The 23,929-nt window shown below is 73.1% G+C and carries 7 protein-coding genes; 1 reads left to right on the plus strand and 6 read right to left on the minus strand.

The genetic code is table 11. The annotated features are described in order from the left end of the window. Positions 1-5 precede the first annotated feature (5 nt). Both ACRAKI_RS23560 and ACRAKI_RS23565 read right to left on the minus strand, forming a co-directional pair. Complete coding sequence (locus ACRAKI_RS23560) at positions 6-10,616, minus strand: SDR family NAD(P)-dependent oxidoreductase (RefSeq protein ID WP_447002679.1); 10,611 nt, start codon at positions 10,614-10,616, stop codon at positions 6-8. Continuing rightward, a complete protein-coding gene (locus tag ACRAKI_RS23565; protein WP_447002680.1) occupies positions 10,613-17,065 on the minus strand; it encodes an SDR family NAD(P)-dependent oxidoreductase in 6,453 nt (2,150 codons plus the stop codon). Before ACRAKI_RS23565 ends, ACRAKI_RS23560 begins: the two co-directional genes overlap by 4 nt. A gap of 899 nt (positions 17,066-17,964) precedes the next feature. Here ACRAKI_RS23565 and ACRAKI_RS23570 point away from each other — a divergent pair. After that, positions 17,965-19,233, plus strand: a complete 1,269-nt coding sequence (locus ACRAKI_RS23570) for a hypothetical protein (RefSeq protein ID WP_447002681.1) — start codon at positions 17,965-17,967, stop codon at positions 19,231-19,233. A gap of 48 nt (positions 19,234-19,281) precedes the next feature. Here the strand turns inward: ACRAKI_RS23570 and ACRAKI_RS23575 are convergent, their stop codons facing one another. The 4 genes from ACRAKI_RS23575 to ACRAKI_RS23590 form a co-directional block, all read right to left on the minus strand. Beyond that, positions 19,282-21,390, minus strand: a complete 2,109-nt coding sequence (locus ACRAKI_RS23575; RefSeq protein ID WP_447002682.1) for a hypothetical protein — start codon at positions 21,388-21,390, stop codon at positions 19,282-19,284. Further along, positions 21,353-22,135: a protein phosphatase 2C domain-containing protein gene (locus ACRAKI_RS23580; protein ID WP_447002683.1), complete on the minus strand. Its 783-nt coding sequence runs from the start codon at positions 22,133-22,135 to the stop codon at positions 21,353-21,355. The genes ACRAKI_RS23575 and ACRAKI_RS23580 overlap by 38 nt, the downstream gene beginning before the upstream one ends. Positions 22,136-22,143: 8 nt before the next feature. Next, positions 22,144-22,980 carry a vWA domain-containing protein gene (locus tag ACRAKI_RS23585; RefSeq protein ID WP_447002684.1) on the minus strand — a complete coding sequence of 279 codons (837 nt, stop codon included), beginning with the start codon at positions 22,978-22,980 and terminating at the stop codon, positions 22,144-22,146. Positions 22,981-23,055: 75 nt separating this feature from the next. Beyond that, the gene (locus ACRAKI_RS23590; protein ID WP_447002685.1) at positions 23,056-23,925 is read right to left on the minus strand and encodes a class I SAM-dependent methyltransferase; all 870 of its coding nucleotides are present in this window, start codon (positions 23,923-23,925) and stop codon (positions 23,056-23,058) included. Positions 23,926-23,929 lie beyond the last annotated feature (4 nt).

The following is a 23,929-nucleotide window of genomic DNA, read 5'->3' on the forward strand; positions in this document are numbered from 1 at the left end:
CCTCGTCACGCATCGCCGAACTTGGCGTCGATCAACTTGAAGATCTCGTCCGCGGTGGTCGCGGCCTCGATCCGGGACGCCGCCGTCGGCCCCTCGGAGAGCGACGTCAGCAGGGCGCGCAAGCGACCCGCCACGCGCTGCTTCTCCTCCACCGCGGCGTCGGCGAGCATGTCTTCCAACTTCTTCAGTTCCACGTCGATCGGCGGTTCCTGGTGGGCAGCCTTGGCGCCACCGACCTTCGTCAGCAGGAACCGCGTGATGGCGATCGGCGTCGGGTGGTCGAAGACCAGCGTCGCCGGCAGCCGCAACGCGGTGGCCTGGGTCAACCGGTTCCGCAACCCGACCGCCGCCAACGAGTCGAACCCGAGGTCCTGGAACGGCCGGTCCGGTGCGACCGCGGCGGACGACGAGTGGCCGAGCACGGCCGCGACGTGCGTCCGCACCAGGGCCAGCACGACCTTCTCCCGCTCCGACTCCGGCACCTCGGCGAGCCGCTGCTCCAGCGACCCGCTCGCGGTGGGCTCGGTCCGCTGCTGCTCCGGCATCCGGACCAGCCCGCGCAGGAGGTGCGGCAGCATGCCCGCACGTCCCTGCACCCGCAGCGCGGCCGGGTCGAGCTTGACCGGCGCCAGCAGCGCCGCGTCCACCCCGAGGCTCTGGTCGAACAGGTCGAGCCCGGTCTCGGCGGACAGCGCGACGACGCCCATCTTCTCCAGCCGCGCGAGGTCCGTCGCGTCGAGTTCACCGGTCATGTCGGTGGCCTCGGCCCACAGGCCCCACGCGAGCGACGTCGCGGGCAGGCCCTCTGCCCGCCGCTTCGCCGCCAGCGCGTCCAGCACCGCGTTCGCCGCCGCGTAGTTCGCCTGACCGGGGCTCCCGATCAAGGCCGCGACCGACGAGAACAGCACGAACGCCGACAACTCCAGCCCCGCCGTCAGCTCGTGCAGGTGCAGCGCGGCGTCGACCTTCGGCCGCATCACCCGCTCGACCCGCTCGGCCGTCAGCGACTCCAGCACACCGTCGTCCAGCACGCCCGCCGCGTGGACCACCGCGGTCAACGGCTGGTCCAGCGAGTTCAGCAGGTCGACCAGCTGATCCCGGTCGGAGACGTCGCACGCCGCGACCCGGACGTCGCAGCCCAACCCCTCCAGCTCGGTGACCAGCTTGCCCGCGCCCGTCGCGGCCGGACCGCGACGGCTCACCAGCAGCAGGTGCTTCACGCCGTGCCGCTCGGCCAGGTGCCGGGCGAACAACGCGCCCAGACCGCCGGTGCCACCGGTGATCAGCACGATGCCGCCCGCGTCCAGCGGCCGTCCGGGGACGGGCTCGTCGGCCTTCGCGAGCCGTGGCGCCAGCGCCCGGCCCGACCGCACCGCGATCTGCGGTTCGCCGGTGTCGAGCAGCGCGCCCCAGTCGGGCTCGGTGCTCCCGTCGAGGTCCACGAGCAGGAACCGGCCCGGGTGCTCCGACTGCGCGCTGTGCACGAGACCCCACACCGGGGCCTGCGTGATGTCGGCGGTCTCCTCGCCCACGGCGATCGCGCCCTGGGTCAGCACGACCAGTCGCGCTTCGCCGAGCCGGTCACTGGCCAGCCACTGCCGCAGCAGCTCCAACGCCTTCACCGCCGCGCCGCGCGCCGCCTCGGCCGCACTCCCCGAGGGCGCGTCGACCGTGGCGATGACGACGTCCGGCGCCGAAGCGCCCTCCGCCAGCTTCTGCTCCAGCGCGGCCAGGTCCGCGAACCGCTCACCGGAGGTCAGCCCCACCTCGCCCAGGATCGCGACCCGCGAGGACATCGTCGCGACGACCGGGACGGGCACCCACTCCACCTGGTACAGCGACCGCGGCCCGTTCCGCCGTGCGGCTTCGAGGTGCGCCTGCTCGACCGGACGGACGTCCAGCCGTTCGACGTTCGCGATCAGCTCGCCGTCGTCGCCCACGATGGTGAGGCGCAGCGCGGCGTCACCGGCCAGCCCGATGCGCACCCGCAGGCGGGTGTGCCCGGTCCGGTCCAGCCGCACGCCGGACCAGGAGAACGGCAGGCCGCCCGAGTCGTCGCCGCTGCCGCCCAGCATGCCGAGCCCGCCGTGCAGCGCGGAGTCGAACAACGCCGGGTGCAGGCCGAAACCGTCGGCGGGGCCGGCCACGTCGGGCAGGACCAGCTCGGTGTAGACGTCGTTCCCGACCCGCCAGGCGGACTGCACGGCGCGGAACGCCGGGCCGTAGTCGAAGCCCAGGTCGGTCAGCTTCGCGTGGTCGCTCACCCTGGCGTACAGGTCCTCGACCGTGAGCTGCTCGGCGCCCGCCGGCGGCCACTGGAGCGGGAACGGCTCCGCCGGAGCCGCGTTCGCGGCCAGCCAGCCGCGCCCGTGGCAGGTGGTCTCGCGCTGCTCGTCGTCGCCGCCCTCGGGCCGGCTGTAGACCGCCACCTGACGGCGACCGCCCTCCACGGCCGGGCCCACCGTGACCTGGACCTGGAGCGTGACGTCGTCCTCCAGCAGGAGCGGCGACTCCAGCACCAGCTCGTCCAGGACCGTGCACCCGACCTGGCGACCGGCCGTCAACGCCATCTCGACCAGCGCCGTCCCCGGCACCAGGACGATGCCGAACACCACGTGGTCCCGCGTCCACGGCTGGGATTCCTGCGAGATCCGGCCCGTGAAGACCCACTCGTCGCGGTCCGCGACCTGCACGGCCGCCGACAGGATCGGGTGGTCGACGCCGACCTGCCCGGCCGAAGCGACGTCACCGGAGCCGGACCCCGGCGTGAGCCAGAAGTGCTCGCGCTGGAACGCGTAGGTCGGCAACGGCACCCGCTGCACGCCGGTACCGGCGTAGTAAGCGGACCAGTCCACCGCCACGCCCGAGACGTGCGCCTCGGCCAGCGAAGCCGCGAACCGCCGCATCCCGCCCTCGTCGCGGCGCAACGACCCGACCACACCGACCCGGTCGGCCGCACCGTGCGCGGCGATGGTCTCCTCCACCGCCATCGTCAACACCGGGTGCGGAGACATCTCCAGGAAGTTCCCGACACCGTTGTCGATCAGCGCCCGAACCGCCGGCTCGAACCCCACCCGACCACGGAGACTGCGGTACCAGTACCCGGCGTCCAAGATCGCGGTGTCGATGAACCCGCCGGTCGCCGTCGAGAAGAACGGCACGTCGCCGGACTTCGGCGCGAGCGGCGCGAGCACCTCCAGCAACTCGGCCTCGATCGCCTCCACCTGGACCGAGTGCGACGCGTAGTCCACCGCCACCCGACGGGCCCGGACACCGTCCCGCTCGCACGTGGCGAGCAACTCGTCCAACGCGCCCGGCTCACCGGCCACCACCACGGAGGCAGGACCGTTCAGAGCCGCCACCGACACACGGCCTTCGTACCGGTTCACCAGCTCTTCGACCCGCTCCACCGGCAACGAGATCGACATCATCCCGCCGCGACCGGCAAGCCGATCCCGCACCAGACCACTGCGCAGCGCCACCACCCGAGCACCGTCCTCAAGGGACAACGCACCCGCCACACACGCCGCCGCGATCTCACCCTGCGAATGACCCACAACCGCCGAGGGCTCCACACCATAAGACCGCCACAACGCCGCCAGCGACACCATCACCGCCCACAAAGCGGGCTGCACCACATCCACGCGCTCCAACGACGGCGCACCGTCCACACCCCGGAGCACGTCCTCCAAACTCCAGTCCACAAAGGACCTCAACGCATCGCCGCACTCCCCCACACGAGCCGCGAACACCGGCGAGGAGTCCAACAACTCCACCGCCATGCCCACCCACTGCGCACCCTGACCCGGGAACACGAACACGGTCTTGCCGCTCATCGGACGGCCCTCGACCACACCGTCCAGCGGCTCGCCCACGGCCAGCGCGCCCAGACCCGCCACCAGGCTCTGGCGGTCGGTCGCCACCACGGCCCCGCGGTGCTCCAGCTGCGCCCGTGCCGTCGCCGACGAGAACGCCAGGTCCGCGAGGGACAGCTCCGGCCGGGTGGCCAGGTAGGCGCGCAGCCGGTCGGCCTGCGCCCGCAGCCCCGCTTCGGTCCGGGCGGACACCAGCACCGGCGTGACAGCCGGACCGTCGCCGGTCCGCTCCGCCGGCGTCTCGGCCGGCGCCTCCTCCAGGATGAGGTGCGCGTTCGTGCCGCTCACGCCGAACGAGGACACACCGGCCCGGCGGGGCCGCCCGTCGGTCTGCCACTCCCGCGCCTCGGTCAGCAGCTCGACTTCGCCCGACTCCCAGTCCACGTGCGGGGACGGCGAGTCGACGTGGAGCGTGCGCGGCAGCAGGCCGTGCCGCATGGCCTGCACCATCTTGATCACACCGGCGACACCGGCCGCGGCCGACGTGTGGCCGATGTTCGACTTGATCGAGCCCAGCCACAGCGGACCGTCCGCCCGCTCACGGCCGTACGTCGCCAGCAGCGCCTGCGCCTCGATCGGGTCACCCAGCTTGGTGCCCGTGCCGTGGCCCTCGACGGCGTCCACGTCGGACGGTGCGAGGTCGGCGTTGGCCAGCGCCTGCCGGATGACCCGCTCCTGCGAGGGGCCGTTCGGCGCGGTCAGACCGTTGCTGGCGCCGTCCTGGTTCACCGCGCTGCCGCGCAGCACCGCGAGCACCGTGTGCCCGTTGCGGCGCGCGTCCGACAGGCGCTCCAGGACCACGAGGCCCACGCCTTCGGCGAACCCGGTGCCGTCGGCGGAGGCCGAGTAGGCCCGGCACCGCCCGTCCGGCGACAGCGCCCGCTGCCGGCTGAACTCGGTGAGCAGGTACGGCCCGGCCATCAGCGTCACGCCACCGGCCAGCGCCATCGAGCACTCGCCCGACCGCACGGCCTGCGCCGCGAGGTGCAACGCCACCGCGGACGAGGAGCAGGCGGTGTCGACGGACAGCGACGGACCTTCGAGCCCGAGGCTGTACGAGATCCGGCCGGACACCACGCTCGTCGTGCTGCCGGTCAGGCGGTAGCCCTCCAGCTCGGACGTCGTCATACCGGCGTAGTCGGTCGTGACCGCGCCGCAGAACACGCCCGTGTCGCTGCCGCGCAACGACGTCGGGTCGATCCCCGCGTGCTCGAACGCCTCCCACGCGGCTTCCAGGATCAGCCGCTGCTGCGGGTCCATGGCCAGCGCCTCGCGCGGGCTGATGCCGAAGAACTCCGCGTCGAAGTCGCCCGGCCGCTCCAGGAAGCCGCCGGCGCGCGTGTACACGGTGCCCAGCTGGTCGGGGTCCGGGTCGTACAGCTTCTCGATGTCCCAGCCGCGATCGGTGGGCAGTCCGCTGATCGCGTCACGACCGGACGCCACCAGCTCCCACAACTGCTCCGGTGACGCGACGCCGCCGGGGTACCGGCAGCTCATGCCGACGATCGCCAGCGGCTCGTTGTCGGTCCGCCGCCGCTTCGCCACCGGACGCCGCGTCTCGGTCATCCCGCCGACCTCGCCGAGGATGAACCGCGCGACGGCCACCGGGCTCGGGTGGTCGAAGATCAGCGTCGCGGGCAGCCGCACGCCGGTGCCCTGGGTGAGGTTGTTGCGCAGTTCGACCGCGCTCAGCGAGTCGAAGCCCAGGTCCTTGAACGCGCGTTCCGGGTCGACAGCACCGGCCGAGGCGTGGCCGAGCACGGCCGCGACCTGCGCCTGCACCAGCTCCCGCACGACCCGTTCCCGGTCGGCCTCGGGCACGTCGGCGAGTCGCTGCGCGAGCGACCCACCCGCCGCGGCCTTCCGGGGCGCGGGTGCCAGCCCGCGCAGCAGGGCGGGCAGCATCCCGGTGCGCGCCTGCACCCGCAGGGTGGCCAGGTCGAGCTTGACCGGGGCCAGCAGCGCGTCGTCCAGCCCGAGGCCCTGGTCGAACAGGTCGAGCCCCATCCCGGTGGACAGCGCGCCGACGCCCATCCGCTCCAGGCGGGCGAGGTCCGCTTCGGCGAGTTCGCCCGCCATGCCGCCCGCGTCGCCCCAGAGGCCCCAGGCGAGCGACGTCGCGGGCAGGCCCTCGGCCCGCCGCTTCGCCGCCAGCGCGTCCAGCACCGCGTTCGCCGCCGCGTAGTTCGCCTGCCCCGGGCTGCCCAGCAACGCGGCGACCGACGAGAACAGCACGAACGCGGAGAGGTCCAGGCCCGCGGTGAGCTCGTGCAGGTGCAGGGCGGCGTCGACCTTCGGCCCCATCACCCGCGCGATCCGCTCGGCCGTCAGCGACTCCACCACACCGTCGTCCAGCACGCCCGCCGCGTGGATCACGGCGGTCAGCGGCCGGTCCAGCGAGCCGAGCAGGCCCGCCACCTGGTCGCGGTCGGACACGTCGCAGGCCGCCACCCGCACGGCGCAGCCCAACGCCTCCAGCTCCGCGACCAGCTCGCCCGCGCCATCGGCCGCCGCACCACGACGGCTCACCAGCAGCAGGTGCCGCACGCCGTGCCGCTCGGCCAGGTGCCGCGCGAAGATCGCGCCCAGGCCACCCGTGCCACCGGTGATCAGGACGGAGTCGTCCTCGTTCCACCGGTGCGGCGTGCCCGACGACGCGCGGCCGAGGCGCGGCGCGAGCATCCGGCCTTCCCGGACCGCCAGCTGCGGCTCCTCGGAGCCGAGCACCGCGCTCCAGTCGACGTCGTCGGCGTCCGCGTCGACCAGGACGAACCGGCCCGGGTGCTCCGACTGCGCGCTGCGCACCAGACCCCACACCGCGGCCTGCGCCACGTCCGGCGACTCGTCGCCCACGGAGACCGCGCCACGCGTCACCACGACCAGCCGTGATGCGGCCACCCGCTCGTCCGCCAACCACCCGCGGACCAGGTCCAGCGCCTGCACGGCGACGGTCTGCGCCGAGCCGTCCGCCGGGGTGTCGACCTTCGCGACGACGAGCTCGGGCACGCCGTCGGTCAGCGCCTGGTCGAGGTCGGCCAGGTCCACCGCGTTCACCGACGCGCCGGACGCCGTGACCGGCGCCCAGTCGACGGTGTACAGCGACCGCCGGCCGCCCTCAAGGCGCGCCTGCTCGACCGGGCGGACCGCGATGGAGCCGATCGACACCACCGGCGCGCCGGACTCGTCCACCGCGTCCAGCCGGAGCGCGGAATCGCCGGTCGCCACCGAGCGGACGCGCAGCCGCGTGACACCGGGACGGTCGACCTGAACCCCCGCCCAGCTGAACGGCATCCGGTGGCCGTCGCTGTCGGTCAGGAGGATGACACCGCTCTGCAACGCCGCGTCGAACAGCGCCGGGTGGATGCCGTAACTGTCACTGCCGGCGGAATCCGGGAGCACGACCTCGGCGTACGTCGTGCGGTCGCCGTCGCGCCAGGCGGCCTGCACGCCGTGGAAAGCGGGGCCGTAGTTGTAGCCGATGTCGGCCAGCCGGCCGTACAGCTCGTCCACCGGCAGCGTCTCCGCGCCCTCCGGCGGCCACTCGGCGGGCCACTCGGCCGCCGCCGCGGGCTCCGCGCCGAGCACACCGCGCGCGTGGCAGACGGTCTCCGCCTCGTCGTCGGACTCCAGCGACGAGTAGATCGCCACGTCGCGGCGGCCGTCGTCGTCAGCCGGGCCGACGGTGACCTGCACCTGCCGGGCGACGCCCTCCTCCAGCAGCAGCGGCGCTTCCAGCACCAGCTCGTCCAGCACCGGGCACGCGGTCAGGCCACCGGCGGCGAGCGCCAGTTCGACCAGGCCGGTGCCGGGGACGACGATGGTGCCGAGCAGCTGGTGCCCCGCGACCCACGGCTGCGTGTCGGTGGACAGGCGGCCGGTGAACACCCACTCGTCCCGGTCGCCCACCCGGACCGCACCGGCCAGGACCGGGTGCTCGACCCGGCCGAGCCCGGCCGCGGCCACGTTGCCGGAACCGCTGTCCGGGGCCAGCCAGTAGCGCTCGCGCTGGAACGCGTACGTCGGCAGCTCCACCCGGTGCGCGCCGGCGTAGTAGGCCGACCAGTCCACGGCCACCCCGGCGGCCTGCGCCCGGCCCAGGAACCCGGCGACGGTCCGCGCCTCCGGGTGCTTGGCCCGCAGGGCGGGGAGGAACACCGAGTCGTCCCGGTCTTCCAGGCACTGCCTGGCCATCGCGGTGAGCACGCCGTCCGGGCCCAGCTCCAGGAACCGCCGGACGCCCAGGCCGTGCAACGTCTTCACACCGTCGTCGAACCGCACCGCCTGCCGCACGTGCCGCACCCAGTAGCCCGCGTCGAAGGCCGACACCAGCTCGCCGGACACGTTGGACACGATCGGGAGCTGCGGCTCGGCGAACGTAAGCTCGCGCGCGACGGCCTCGAACTCCGCCAGCATCGGCTGCATCCGGGGCGAGTGGAACGCGTGCGACACCCGCAGCCGGGACGTCTTGCGGCCCTGCCAGCTCGGCAGCCACTCGTCCACCGCGTCCGCGTCGCCCGAGACGACGACCGCGCGCGGCCCGTTCACCGCCGCGATCTCCAGGCGGCCCTCGTACCCGGCCAGTGACTCGGCGACCTCGGCCTCTTCGGCCTGCACGGCCACCATCGCCCCGCCGGCGGGCAGTGCGCCCATCAGCTTGCCGCGTGCCGCGACGAGCGCGCACGCGTCCGCCAACGACAGCACGCCCGAGACGTGCGCGGCGGCGATCTCGCCCACGGAGTGGCCGATCAGGTAGTCGGGCCGCATCCCCAGCGACTCGACCAACCGGAACAGCGCCACCTCGACCGCGAACAGCGCGGCCTGCGTGTACTCGGTCCGGTCCAGCGAACCGTCCTCGGCGGACAGCAACTCGCGCAGCGACCGGCCCAGCAACGGGTCCAGCTCGGCGGAGACCTCGTCCAAGGCCTCGGCGAACCGCGGGAACTCCGCCGCCAGCTCCAGCCCCATCCCGGCCCGCTGCGAACCCTGACCGGTGAACAGGAACGCCGTCTTGCCGCCCACCGCGCGACTCGCGGTGCCGCTGTCGGCCACGGTCGTCAGCCCGGCCAGCAGCTCGTCCCGGTCCGACGCCACGACCACCGCGCGGTGGTCCAGCAGCGCCCGGGTGGTCGCCACGGAGAAGCCGACGTCCACGGGGGACAGCTCCGGCCGGGCGACCAGGTGCGCCCGCAACCGGTCCGCCTGCGCCCGCAACGCCGCCTCGCTCCGGGCCGACAGGACCACCGGGGCCGTGCCGACCGGCCGCGTCTCCTCGACGCGCTCGGTGACGTCCTCGGTGTTCTCGCTCGTCTTCTCGGTGCTGGTCTTCTCGGCGCCGGACCTCTCGGCGCTGGACCTCTCGGAGGGAGCTTCCTCCAGGATCACGTGCGCGTTGGTGCCGCTGATGCCGAAGCCCGACACGCCGGCCCGGCGCGGGCGCTCCGACGCCGACCACTCGCGTGCCTCGGTCAGCAGCTCGACCTGCCCGGACGTCCAGTCGACGTGCGGGGACGGCGCGTCCACGTGCAGCGTCGCCGGCAGCAGGTCGTGCCGCATCGCCTGCACGAGCTTGATCACACCGGCGACGCCGGCCGCCGCCGACGTGTGGCCGATGTTGGACTTGATGGAACCCAGCCACAGCGGACCGTCCGCCCGCTTGCGGCCGTACGTGGCCAGCAGTGCGCGCGCCTCGATCGGGTCACCCAACTGGGTGCCCGTGCCGTGGCCCTCGACCGCGTCGACCTCGGCCGGGCTCAACCCGGCGTTCGCCAGCGCGGCCTGGATCACCCGCTCCTGCGACGACCCGCTCGGCGCGGTCAGGCCGTTGCTCGCGCCGTCCTGGTTCACGGCCGTGCCGCGCACCAGGCCGAGGATGCGGTGGCCGTTGCGGCGCGCGTCCGACAGCTTCTCCACGACCAGCATGCCCATGCCGTCCGCGAAGCCGGTGCCGTTCGCGGACGCCGAGTACGCCTTGCACTTGCCGTCCGGCGCGAGGCCGCGCTGACGGCTGAACTCCACGAACAGGAACGGGCCGGCGAGCACCGTCACGCCGCCGACCAGCGCCAGCGAGCACTCACCCGACCGCAGCGCCTGCGCGGCCATGTGGATCGCGACCAGCGACGACGAGCACGCAGTGTCGATGGTGACCGCAGGACCTTCCAGCCCCAGGCTGTACGCGATCCGGCCGGACACGATGCTGAGCTGGGTGCCGGTGAGGCGGAACCCCTCCAGCTCGGGCGGCATCGTGCCGCCGTAGTCGGAGGTGACCGCGCCGCAGAACACACCGGTGTTGCTGCCGCGCAGCGAGGTCGGATCGATGCCCGCGTCCTCGAACGCCTCCCACGCGCCTTCCAGCGCCAGCCGCTGCGTCGGGTCGGTCGCCAGCGCCTCGCGCGGGCTGATGCCGAAGAAGTCCGCGTCGAAGTCGCCGACACCGTCGATGAAGCCGCCGGCGGTCGTGGTCACCGTGCCGAGCTGGTCCGGGTCGGCGTCGTACAGCCGCTCCAGGTCCCAGCCCCGGTCGGTGGGCAGCGGGGACATCGCGTCCTTGCCGGACGCCACCAGCTCCCACAGCTCCTCCGGGGACGAGGCGCCGGGGTACCGGCAGCTCATGCCCACGATCGCCAACGGCTCGTCGGCGCGCTGCTCCAGCTCGCGCACCCGGCGGTTCGCCGTGCGCAGCTCGTTGGTGACCTTCTTCAGGTATGTGCGTAGCTTCTGCTCGTCCGTGTTCCCGCTGCTCATGCCGACCCGAGCTCCTCGTCGATCATGCTAAACATCTCGTCGTCGGACACGTCCAGATCGTCGTCCAGCACCGCGTCCACATCGGACGGTTCGCCGCCCGTTCCGCTGAGCACCGCCCGGAGCCGGTTGCTCAGGTAACGCAGGCGCGGCTCGATCTCCGAGAGCGTGCTCTCGTCGCCCGCCACCGTGATCAGCATTTCCTCGAGCTTCTGCAACTCCTCCTCGAACGGCGCGGCCCGTTCTTCCTCCGCCGCGCCGCCGACCTCCTTCAGGAGCAGCCGAGCGACCTCGGCGGGGGTCGGGTGTTCGAAGACGAGGGTGGCGGGCAGTCGCAGGCCCGTCACCCGGGCGAGCCGGTTGCGCAGCTCGACGGCGGCCAGCGAGTCGAACCCGAGCGCCTTGAACGCGCGGTCCGGGTCGACCTCGGCGCCGGACGCGTTGCCGCGGACGGCCGCCACCTGCGCCTGCACCAGCTCCAGCACCGCCTGCTCGCGGTCCGCCGCGGGCACCCCGGCGAGCCGCTGGCTCAGCGACCCACCGACCTGCTCGGTGCGCCGCGCGGGCGCGCGGACCAGGCCGCGCAGCAAGGCGGGGAGCATTCCGTCCCGCGCCTGGGTGCGCAGCACGGACAGGTCCAGCTTCAGCGGCACGAGCAGCGCCGCGTCCGACCCGAGGCTCTGGTCGAACAGCTCCAGGCCCAGGTCGGTGGACAGCGCGCCGATACCGGTGCGCTCCATCCGGGCCAGGTCGGCCTCGTCCAGCTCACCGGTCATGCCGGTGGCGTCGGCCCACAGGCCCCAGGCGAGGGAGCTCGCCGGCAGACCGGCCGCACGCCGCTGGTGCGCGAGCGCGTCCAGAGCGGCGTTGGCGGCGGCGTAGTTCGCCTGGCCGGGGTTGCCCAGCTGGGCCGCCGCCGACGAGAACAGGACGAACGCCGACAGCTCCTGGCCCAGGGTCTGCTCGTGCAGGTTCCACGCCGCGTCGATCTTCGGGCGCATCACCCGGTCGACCTGGTCCTTGGTCTGCGACTCGATCACGCCGTCGTCCAGCACACCGGCGGCGTGGACGACCGCGGTCAGCGGCCGGTCCAGAGACGCGATCAACCCGGCGAGCTGGTCCCGGTCGGTGACGTCGCACGCCTCGACCCGGGTCTGGGCGCCCAGCGCCTCCAGCTCGGCGGCCAGCTCGTCCACGCCGTCGACGGCCCGGCCGCGACGGCTGACCAGCAGCAGGTCCTTCACGCCGTGCCGCTCGGCGAGGTGCTTGGCGAACCGCGCGCCCAGGCCGCCGGTGCCACCGGTGATCAGGACGGTGCCCTCGGGGTCCAGCGGAGCCGGGACGGTCAGCACGACCTTGCCGACGTTGCGGCCCTCGCGCAGGAACCGGAACGCCTCACGACCCCGGCGCACGTCCCACGCCCGGATCGGCGAGGGGGTGAGCACACCGCGCTCGAACAGCTCGGTGATCTCCAGCAGCATCTCCTGGATGCGGTCCGGCCCGGCCTCCAGGAGGTCGTAGGACCGGTACCGCACACCGGCGTGCTCGCGGGCGACGACCTCCGGGTCGCGGATGTCGGTCTTGCCCATCTCGATGAACCGGCCACCGCGCGGCAGCAGCTCCAGGGACGCGTCGACGAACTCGCCGGCCAGCGCGTCCAGGACGACGTCCACGCCGGCGCCGTCGGTCGCGTCCAGGAACGCCTGCCGGAAACCCAGGTCACGCGACGAGGCGATCCGGTCCGACGACACACCCAGGGCGCGCACCGCGTCCCACTTCGGCGCGCTCGCCGTGGCGAACACCTCCGCACCGAAGTGGCGGGCCAGCTGCACCGCGGCCATGCCCACACCACCGGCGGCGGCGTGCACCAGCAGCTTCTCGCCGGCGCGGAGCGAGGCCAGGTCCACCAGGCCGTAGTACGCGGTCAGGTACACCACCGGCACCGCCGCCGCCTCCACGAAGGAGAGCGAGGACGGCATCGGCACGACCGTGCGGCGATCCGCCACGGCCACCGGGCCGAACGCGTCGGTGACCAGGCCGAACACCCGGTCGCCCGGCTTCAGGTCGGTCACCGCGGAGCCGACCTCCAGCACCACGCCCGCGGCCTCGCTGCCCAGCGGCGCGTCACCGGGGTACATGCCCAGCGCGATCAGCACGTCGCGGAAGTTCACCCCGGCGGCGCGGATGCCGACCCGGACCTCGCCGACGCCCAACGGCCGGCCGCCCTCGGACGGCAGGATCGTCAGGTCCTCCAGCGAGCCCTTCCGGGCCGAGCCCAGCCGCCACGCGGTGTCGCCGGCAGCGGCCGTGACGCGGCCGAGCCTCGGCGCGAGCACCCGGCCTTCCCGCACGGCCAGCTGCGGCTCGTCCAAGTCGAGCAGCGAGCCCCAGTCCGGCTCGTCGCCGCCGTCGACGTCCACCAGCACGAACCGGCCGGGGTGCTCGGACTGCGCGCTGCGCACCAAGCCCCACACCGGGGACTGCGCCACGTCCGGCGACTCGTCGCCCACCGCGACACCGCCACGGGTCACCACGACCAGCCGGGCATCGCCCAGCCACTCGCTCGCCAACCAGGCCTGCACCAGCGCCAGGGCGTCCGCCGCGACCGCGCGCGCCACCTCGGCCGGTGCGCCGGACTGCGCCTCGATCGTGGCGACGACCAGGTCCGGCGTGCCCGCGCCGGCGGACCGCGCCTGCTCCAGCGCGTCGAGGTCCGCGTGGTCCACGCCGAGCCGCACCACCCGTGCCGACACGGCCGGCTTGGCGGTGATCTCGGTCCAGTCCACCTGGAACATCGAGTTCTTCGAGCCCTGCGAGCGTTCGAGCTGACCGGCCTCCATCGGACGCAGACCGAGGCTGCCTACGGTCGCGACCATCGCCCCGGCGTCGTCGGCGAGGTCGACGCGCAGGCCGGAGCCCGACGTCGTGATCCGCACGCGGGCCCGGGTGAGCCCGGTCAGGCCGAGCCGCACCCCGGACCAGGAGAACGGCAGGTCGACCGCCGACCCGGCCTCCTTGGACAGCATGCTGCCGTGCAGCGCGGCGTCGAACAGCGCCGGGTGCACGCCGAACTTGCCGGCCGGGGCGTCCTCGGGCAGCGCGACGTCGGCGTAGACCACGTCGCCGACCCGCCAGGCCGCCCGGACACCCTGGAACAGCGGCCCGTAGTCGAGGCCGATACCGCCCAGCCGCTCGTAGAACGAGCCGACGGCCACGGCGTGCGCGCCCGAGGGCGGCCACTGGAGCGGGAACGGCTCCACCGGCTCGGCCTCCGCGGCCAGCCACCCGCGCCCGTGGCAGGTGGTCTCGCGCTGCTCGTCGTCGCCGCTCTCGGCACGGCTGTAGATCGCCACTTCACGGCGGTCGTCGTCGCCGGCCACGCCCACGGTGATCTGGACCTGCCGCACCGCGTCGTCGTCCAGGACCAGCGGCGACTCCAGCACCAGCTCGTCCAGGACCGCGCAGCCCAGCACGCCACCGGCGGTCAGCGCCATCTCGACCAGCGACACCCCCGGCACGAGGACACTGCCGAACACGACGTGATCGCGGGTCCACGGCTGCGACTCCTGCGAGATCCGGCCGGTGAAGACCCACTCGTCCCGGTCCGCGACCTGCACCGCCGCCGCCAGCACCGGGTGCTCGACCCGCACCTGGCCGGCCGCCGCCACGTCACCGGAACCGGAGCCGGGCGTGACCCAGAACCGCTCCCGCTGGAAGGCGTACGTCGGCAACGAGATGTGCCGCGCGCCGCTGTCGGCGTAGAACGCGGACCAGTCGACCGCCACGCCCGACACGTGCGCCTCGGACAAGGAGGTCACGAACCGCGCCAGACCACCCTCGTTCCGGCGGAGCGAGCCGACCACCGCGACCTGCCCGGACCCGCTGCTGACGGTCTCCTCGACCGCCATCGTCAGCACGGGGTGCGGCGACATCTCCAGGAAGCTGCCGGTGCCGTTGGCGACCAGCGCCCGGACGGCGGGCTCGAACCCGACCCGACCGCGCAGGTTCCGGTACCAGTACCCGGCGTCCAGGATCGCGGTGTCGACGAACCCGCCCGTGACGGTCGAGTAGAACGGCACGTCGCCGGACTTCGGCGCGAGCGGGGCCAGCACGTCGAGCAGCTCGGCCTCGATCGCCTCGACCTGCGCCGAGTGCGACGCGTAGTCCACCGCCACCCGGCGGGCCCGGACACCGTCCCGCTCGCAGGCCGCGAGCAGCTCGTCCAACGCGCCCGGCTCGCCGGCCACCACGACCGTGGCGGGACCGTTCACCGCCGCGACGGACACCCGGCCCTCGTAGGACACGAGGAGTTCCTCGACTCGTTCCACGGGCAGCGAGACCGACATCATCCCGCCGTGACCGGCGAGCCGGTCCCGCACGAGTCCGCTGCGCAGCGCCGCGACCCGAGCGCCGTCCTCAAGGGACAGAGCACCCGCGACGCACGCCGCGGCGATCTCACCCTGCGAGTGACCGACGACCGCCGAGGGCTCGACGCCGCAAGAACGCCACAACGCCGCCAGCGACACCATCACCGCCCACAACGCGGGCTGCACCACATCCACGCGCTCCAACGACGGCGCACCGTCCACACCCCGGAGCACGTCCTCCAAACTCCAGTCCACAAAGGACCTCAACGCGTCGCCGCACTCCGCCATCCGGGCCGCGAACACCGGCGAGGAGTCCCACAACTCCACCGCCATGCCCACCCACTGCGCACCCTGACCCGGGAACACGAACACGGCCTTACCGCCGACCGGCCGACCCTCGACTACGCCATCCGCCGGATCACCCACCGACAGCGCGCCCAGCCCGGTCAGCAGCGCGCCCCGATCGGTCGCCACGACGGCCGCGCGGTGCTCCAGCTGCGCCCGTGCCGTCGCCGACGAGAACGCCATGTCCAGCACGGACAGCTCCGGGCGCGCGATCAGCAGCGCGCGCAACCGGTCGGCCTGCGCCCGCAGGGCCCCCACGCTCCGGGCCGACACCAGCACCGGCACCACGGCCGGCGGGGTGGGCTCGGCCTGCGCCTCGACCTCGGCGGGCTCCTCCGCCGGGGCCTCTTCCAGGATCACGTGCGCGTTGGTGCCGCTGATCCCGAACGACGACACACCCGCGCGGCGCGGCCGGTCGGTCGCGGTCCACTCGCGCTTCTCGGTCACCAGCCGGATGTCGCCGGAGGACCAGTTCACGTGCGGCGACGGCTGGTCGGCGTGCAGGGTGGGAGCCATCGTCCCGTTCCGCATGGCCATGACCATCTTGATCACACCGGCCACACCGGCGGCGGCCTGGGTGTGCCCGATGTTGGACTTCACCGACCCGAGCCAGAGCGGGCCGTTCTCGCGCTCGCGGCCGTAGGTGGCCAGCAGGGCCTCGGCCTCGATCGGGTCGCCGAGCGGCGTCCCGGTGCCGTGGCCCTCCACGGCGTCCACATCGGACGGACGCAGGCCCGCGTTCGCCAGGGCCGCGCGGATCACCCGCTCCTGCGACGGGCCGTTCGGCGCGGTGAGGCCGTTGCTGGCGCCGTCCTGGTTCACCGCGGTGCCGCGCACCAGGCCCAGGATGCGGTGGCCGTTGCGGCGGGCGTCGGACAGGCGCTCCAGCATGAGCAGGCCGGAGCCCTCGCCCCAGCCGACGCCGTCCGCAGTGGACCCGTACGCCTTGCAGCGGCCGTCGGCCGACAGCGCGCGCTGCCGGCTGAACTCGGTGAAGATGTTCGGCCGGGTCAGCACCGTGACGCCGCCGGCGATCGCCAGCGAGCACTCGCGCGAGCGCAGGGACTTGCAGGCCAGGGCGATGGCGACCAGCGATGCGGAGCACGCGGTGTCCACAGTGATCGCGGGGCCCTCGAAGCCGAAGGTGTAGCTGATCCGCCCGGACGCGACGCTGGCGGCCGAGGCGATCATGAGGTAGCCCTCGATCTCCTCGTGCCGGTCGCTCGTCCCGGCGACGTACTGGTAGTCCGAGTACATGGTGCCGAGGAAGACACCGGTGTCGCTGCCCCGCAACGACGTCGGGTCGATGCCCGCGTCCTCCATGGTCCGCCAGGTCTCCTCCAGCAGCATCCGCTGCTGCGGGTCCATGGCCAACGCCTCACGCGGGGTGATGCCGAAGAACTCCGCGTCGAACTCGCCGACCGCGTCGACGAACCCGCCCTCGCGGGTGTACGCCGTGCCGTGGTGGTCGGGGTCGGGGTGGTAGAGCCGGTCCAGCTCCCAGCCGCGGTCGCCGGGGAACTCCGTCACGGCGTCCCGACCGGACGCCACGAGGTCCCACAGCTCCTCCGGTGACGTCACCCCACCCGGGAACCGGCAGCTCATGCCGACGATCGCCAGCGGCTCGGTCGCCTGGTCGAGCAGCTCCTGGTTCTGCCTCCGGAGGCGTTCGGTCTCCTTGACCGACCTCCGGAGCGCGCCGATGACGTCCTTCTGATCGATCTTCTTCTCAGTGGCCATGGTTACACCTCCCCGCCCGGACGCGACAAGGCGACCAGGTTCTCGACTGCCCTCATGCCACGTCCTCTTTGCACAGCGCACATGGAAGAGACCGCCTACATGAGCGCATCTCAGATCCCCCGGTAACGCATCTCCGCGTGTCCCCAGACACGGACGCGCACGCAGTATTACCGAGAACGACGGGTCCGACAAGAACGCGCAGTGCCGCCATGAAATACCTCTATGGCAACAACGGGTTGTGATATCGGCAGCCGGCTCCGGCCGGTTGATCTTGTATGTCGACGCCGCCGGCGGCGGTCGCCGACGGGTTCCGCGGTGCGATCCCGCAGGTCGGTCGCAGGGTCGAGCCGTATCGCCCGCCGAGGCGGTTGCCGGGCTTCTTGCCTGGCACACCAAGGAGTTAGCCGATCAGAGCCCCGCGCGGGCGCGATCGACACGATCGACGGTGTGAGGTACGTAACCCCACCATGCCTCCGGGGCGTCGTGACCACAAGGCCCGAAGTTCGGCCTGTAGCCCAAAGTTTCCCTCGATGTCCGCACATAGCCATCCAATGAGGAGCGTGAAGACGGTATCCGGTGGTCCGATGAACGTTCACCGGGATCGTCCACGGCGGCCACTTCACCATGATCGGACGCACTCGTCCGGTGTTGTCAAGCCGATTTGGACAGTCCGCGCGGCGACCTTGCCCCTCATTTCCGTCGCTTCGCGGACACTGGCCCGAGGCGGCGTGCCGGCGGGTTCAGCGACCCCGGTATCCGAGGTCCCGGTATCTGCGGATTTCCACTTTCAATTGATTGCTCAACTTTGTCGGGGCAGACCGCGGGCGGTCCGCGGTCGAGGGCGTCGTGGCTCCGTCGTGCCGGTACCGGTGGTCGTGCCCTGGTTGTGACCAGCGCTGATGGCACCGACCTCCATGGTCGTGCGTCTATTGGCCGTGACCGGGAGCGACAACGTCGAGGGTGACCCGCCGCCGCGCTGGGCGGTGTGGGTGGCGCGCGTCATAGCCGTGCTGATCGTGCTGCCGGTGCGGTTCGCGTGGGAGTGGGTCAAGGCGGTCGGGTGGACCGCCCGACGCCTGCTGCTCCGGCCGCTGGCCGGTGTGCTCCGCCGGGCGTGGACTTCCGGCGGCGCGCTGACCCGGTTCCTGTGGCGGCGGGTGGTCGTCCCCGTCGGCGCGGGCGTGCGGTGGGTGTTCGGCGCGATCGGTGCCGGGTCGCGCGCGATCGGACGGCTGTTGGTGCGGTACCTGATCAAGCCGACCGGGGTGTTCCTGCGGTTCTTGCGTGACGGGCTGCGGCGGGTGTTCGGTGCGCTCGGCAGAGGGCTGGTCGCGCTCGGCCGTGGGGTTGTTCGGCACGTGCTCAGGCCGACCGGGGTGTTCCTGCGGGCGGTGGCCGAACTGGTGGGGCGTGGGCTGAGGGCGCTGGTCGACGGGGTGCGGTGGGTGTTCCGCGCGCTGGGTCGGTTCGCGGTGCGGCCGGCGGGACGTGGTCTGCGGCGGCTGCTCGATCCGGTCCGGCGTCGGCTGCGCGCGGCGGTCACGTTTGTGGGCGATGCGTTGGAATGGGCGGTGCGTGCGCTGACGGTGCCGCTGGCGTGGTGCCGGCGGGTGCTCGTCGTGGCACCGGTGCGGTGGTTGTGGCTGGAGGTGGTCGTGCGCGCGACCCGGGCGTTCGGCAACGGCCTGCTGTGGGTGTGGCGGAACGCCGTCGTCCCGACCGCCCGCACGATCGGCAACGGCCTGCGCTGGGTGTGGCGGAACGTCGTGGTCCTGACCGCGAAGGCGGTCGGCAACGGCCTGTGGTGGCTGCTGCGGCTCTTCACCTCCGCCGTGATCTGGGCGTTCCGCAAGGTGGGACGAGGGCTGGCACTGCTCGGCCGGGCGATCCGAGCCGTCTGCGGGTGGGCCGGCCGCCGCGTGGCGCTCCCGCTGTGGCGGTTCGCGAAGCAGGCGTTCCACGCGCTGGCAGTCACCCCGGCGAGGTGGGTCGGCCGCACCATCCTGGCCCCCGCGGTCCGGCTGACCAGGCGCGCGTGGCAGGCAGCGGTAGTGGCCCCCGCCCGCCGGGTGCACAGCTCGGTGGTCACACCCGTCCAGCTGGCCGGCCGCCGAGTCCGCGACCAACTCCGCAGCGCGTTCGGCACTCGGCGGAACCAGGACGAGTGAGGTCGGAACGGCCTGCGCGCCCTCGTCGGAGCGGAGCCGTCCTGACGGTCACCTCCTGCCGGTGAGGAGGAACCGGAGGTAGCGGCGGTAGGTGATGGGCTGGAACGTGGCGGCTTCGGCGATGGCGGCGGACGTCGCCTTGCGGGTGCGTTCCAGGGTGACGGCGGCTTCCGCCACCGCGCGGTCGTGGTCGGCGCGGGCGCGGGCGGTGGCGGAGTTGGCGGCCTTCATCTCCTCGGCCAACGCCGCTTGCTCCACGCGCAGGGACGCCCGCAGCCCCCGGGTCGTCATCTCCGCCTCGGCCAGCACCCGCTGGTAGCGGGCGTCGAGGACGGTCTTCTCGGCGGCGAACCGGTCCCGGAGCACCTGCTGCTGCTCGGGCGTCGACGACGACGGCCGGGTCTGCGTGGCCTCGGCCGTCAGCCGTTCACGCCACTGGTCGATGAGCCCGGCCTTCACCTCGTCGATCCCGGCGACACGCACGCCCCTGCCGTCGACCAGGACGAAGATCGCCACGCGCTCGGGACCGTGCGTGTCGTACCGGATGCCGACGAAGTCCGCGGCGGTCCGGATGTCGGCGTCTTCGAGCCGGTCGACCAGCGCCGGCCACACACCCTCGATGTCGGCGCTCCGAAGAGGGAACTTCGCCAAACAAGCACGCACGTGATCCTTCTGCCGCAGGACCAGCAACCGCTGGTCCTCCAGGTGCAGACGGGCCGCCAACGCCTGCCGCTCCCGGTCGATCCGGTCGAGTCGCTCCTTCACCGCCCGCTGGTGCGACCCGATGAGCAGGTTGTACCGCTGCTGGAAGGCCCGCCGCCGGAAGTCCTGCTCGGCCTTGGACTCCTCGGCCGCCCGCACGATCCGCCCGGTCTCCTGCTCCAGCCGGGCGACCTCGTCCTCGGCGGCCTTCCGCGCACGCAAGAGCCGCTTGCGCTCGGCACGCGCCGCACGGGCCCGTAGGCGCTCGGGTTGACGCCGGTAGCCGGACACCGTGAACGCCGTCCACGCCAGCACGTCGACCGCCAGCAACGACTCGTCCACGAAGATCGCCGCCGGCACGCCGAGCGGCAACAGCGCCGACAACGCCCACGCCGACGCGGTCGAGGCCCGCGAACCCCCGGAGAACCGCGTGGAGGGCGGCGGGGCGGGCACGTGCGGCTCGACGCGTTCCGCCATCCACGACGGCAGCACGGGGAGGGCGGGAGCCACGGCGTCGACCAGGTCGAGCGGTTCCAGCGGCGGGGCCGCGGCGCGGTGGTGGAGCAGGATGTCCTGGAAGCGCACCGCGAGCGCGCGCAGCCGGGCGTCCGCATGACCGGTCAGGGTGGCCAGCCGGAACGACGACGCCGGGTCGGTGAAGTCCGACTCGGCCAGCAGCAGGTGCTCGGCGTCCTCGTCGCGCAGCTGCCGCCACAACGACGGGTCGACCGCCAGCGCCACCAACGACAGGTACACGACCCACGACGAGAACCGGTCGACCTCCGGCCCGAACTCGGCCGCCGTCCGGTCCGGCGACTGGTAGTTGCGGTGCCCGGTCTCGGCGGCGGGCAGCCCGGCGAGCGCGGGCACGTACATGCCGTCGTAGTCGACCAGCTTCACCGCGCCGTCGTCGGTGATCAGCAGGTTCCCGTGCTGGAGGTCGCCGTGCCCGACGCCGGACGCGGCCAGGTCGGCGACCAGCCGGGCGAACCGCGCGGCGACGTCGGCCAGGGCCGCCGGGTCGTCGACGTTCCGGTCGATCCAGCGGATGAGGCTGACGGCCTCCACCCACTCCATCCGCAGCACGGGGTACCAGGAGCCCTCGACCATGATGCCGCGGCCGAGGTAGTCGAAGCCGACCGTCCAGTCGTCGTCCAGGCGCGCCAGGTGCTCGCCCACGGCGCGGTAGCGGGTCGCCTGCTCCGGCGCCTCACGGGTGAAGCACTTGATCGCATAGCGGGCGCCGTCGACGGTCAGGGAGAAGACGCCGGCGAAGTTGCCCGAGATCGCGCGGGGCCGGCCCAGCGCGTCGGTCCGCACCTCCGCCCCGGCGAGGTCGGTGCCCCGGAAGCACAACCCGGTGTTCTGCAGCGCCTCGACGTAGGTCGCACCGGAGGGGAATGAACGGACGGGCTCGTCATCCGAGGTCCACGTGAACGACGGTGACGTCGTCATTCCGCATCACCCCCTTCCCGCGCGCCACCCGCAGCCACTCCCCGAACCCGTCGAGATCACCGGACCGCGTGAGGTCGCACAGCTCGTGCCACGGCCGGTCACCCCGTTCGACCGCGCCGAGGAACCACGCGGCCAGCGCGTCGGTGCAGAGGAAGAACTGGTCGCCGTCCTCCGCACGACCGGACGCCGTCCGCACGTGCCTCGCCAGCAGCTCTTGATCCCGGTTGAACGCGTTGACCAGCCCCGGCGAGTTGGAGAACGCCTCGGACGACTCCACCGGGAACCCGAGCAGCAGCCGATCGGCCCGGACGTGGAACAGGCAGCTGTCGCCCAACGCGGCGGCGGCCCACCGGGTCCCGGACGGATCGGCGCAGAACCGCGCGGCGAGCACGGTGGCGTGCGGACCCCGGTCCAGCTTGGGCTGCTCGTACCAGGCGATCGGACGGCCGTCGGCCTCACGCCGCGCCACGTACGCGGAGAGCCAGCCGTCCCACGCCTCCCCCGCTCCCACCAGCGCCGACGCGAAGCGGTCCGCGTCCCGCGCCACGCACTCGTCAGCTCGAACGGCGTCGTTGACCGATCGCGCGAGCAGGTCGGCCCACTCACCCGCGAGCAGGCTCTCCGACGCCCCGTCCGCCACCGCCGCGCACACGAGCCCCGGAACCGGGTCGAGGACGTGCCCCGCGTCCTCGCACTCCGCCACGGAGTTGCCGTGCTTGGGCACGCGGAGCGAGGAGACGACCATGCCGGTGCTCAGCGAAGGTCCGTCGCACGCGTCCCGATGTCCAGGAACTGGACCAACGAGGTGATGTCCGCGTTGTAGACGAACCCCCGCGTCGTGTCGCCGACCGACATGCCCTGCTGCAACGCGTAGAACCGCATGTGCGGCGGCAGCGGGCTGGACATGCCGAACAAGGTGCGCGCGTAGGCGTCCGGAAGGGCCGCGTCGGTTTCCGGGAACGTCACCGGAACGGCGTTGGCGGCCGAGACGTGCAGGTTGAACAGCAACGCCGCGCCGTCCGCGCTCACGTGCGTCTGCACGGCCCAGGCAGGGCCGACCGGGTCGCCGTCGGTGGACTCGCCGTCGGTCAGGTTCAGCACGATCGGCGGGAAGCAGTCCGGGTGACGGGCCACCCACTCCGACACCAGCGACTCGGCCCGCGCCAGCGCCCGGCACATCGGTGTCGCGCCGTTGGCGACCGGGTCCACCCAGACCGGGAACCGGGTGGTCGTCTCCACCAGCCCGCCCGCGCCGTCCGGCACCTTCTTGGTCCGCTTCTCCACCCGCGCGGGCTTGTCCGCCACCTGGCTCAGCGGCACGAGGTCACGGCCGGCGAGCGGACCCGTGAACGCCGAGCCGACGGTGTACCCGTACCCGATGACGGCGATGTGGAAGTAGTCGCGGACGCCTTCCTCCTTCGCGCACTTCACGCTCAGCTCGGCCAGCAGCCGGTTGATCGCGTCGGCCACCACGTCCGCCTTGCGCTGTCCCCCGCCGCCCCCGATGGGGTTGGTCATCGACGCGGACTGGTCGACCAGGAACACGAAGCACGACGGGTTGGCGCGACTGATCTCCGCTGCATAGGCCACGTGAAGGTTTACCTTCCCCCGGTGATCACCCCCTGCGGCACACGACATGCGCGGGCGTGTAGATCACCCGAAAGGCTACTCGACCGGAGCAGTGGCCCGCAGGCACAGCGCCCTGCTGGGCAGCTCGACCCGACCGTCCGGCCCCTGACGCCCGGCCACCGCGGCGCCGACCTCGGCCCACAGCGAGGGGTCGTCGTCGGTGCCCAGCCGTTCCCGCATCAACTGCCGCAGCCCCGGCGGCGTCACCGCCTTGTTGAACACCGCGTACGCCTCGGCCGAGTTCAGCACGAACGGCACCTCGACCGCCGTGACGGCGACATCCGCGAACCCGGCCGCGGCGACCTCCGCCACCAGCGCGTCCGCGTCGGACATGCTGAACGGGCCGGGCGTCCCGGGCGGTGGCGCGGCCAGTTCCAGTCGCCTGGCCAGCACGCCGAAGCCGAGCGACATCATCGGCGCGGTCTCGGGCGGCCCCCACGTGGACGCGGCCAGCACCCCGCCCGGTCGGAGCGCGGTGGCCAGCGACCGGAAGGCCGCCCGGCGGTCGGGCGCGAACATCAGCCCCCACCGGCTGAGCACGACGTCGAAGTCACCGCCGACCAGGTCGAGCGACTCGACGTCGCCCACCAGGAACTCCACGTTGTCGAACCCGGCGGCCCGGTGGGCGGCCAGGTCGACCATCCGGGGTGACAGGTCGACGCCGACCACCCGGCCGGTCGGGCCGACGACGGCCGCGGCGGAGAGCGCGGGCTCGCCCAGCCCGGTCCCGACGTCGAGCACGGACATGCCCGGCGCCACCCCGGCGAGGTCCAGCAGCCGGTCCGTCACCACCGACGCGCCGCGTTCGAACGTCTCGATCACGGCCAGCCACCCGGCGCTGATGGCGTCCCAGGTGACCCGCTGCTGCTCCTTGAAGCGGACGGGGTCGAACTCCGCGGCCGTCATAAGA

Source organism: Saccharothrix isguenensis, from assembly GCF_052936305.1.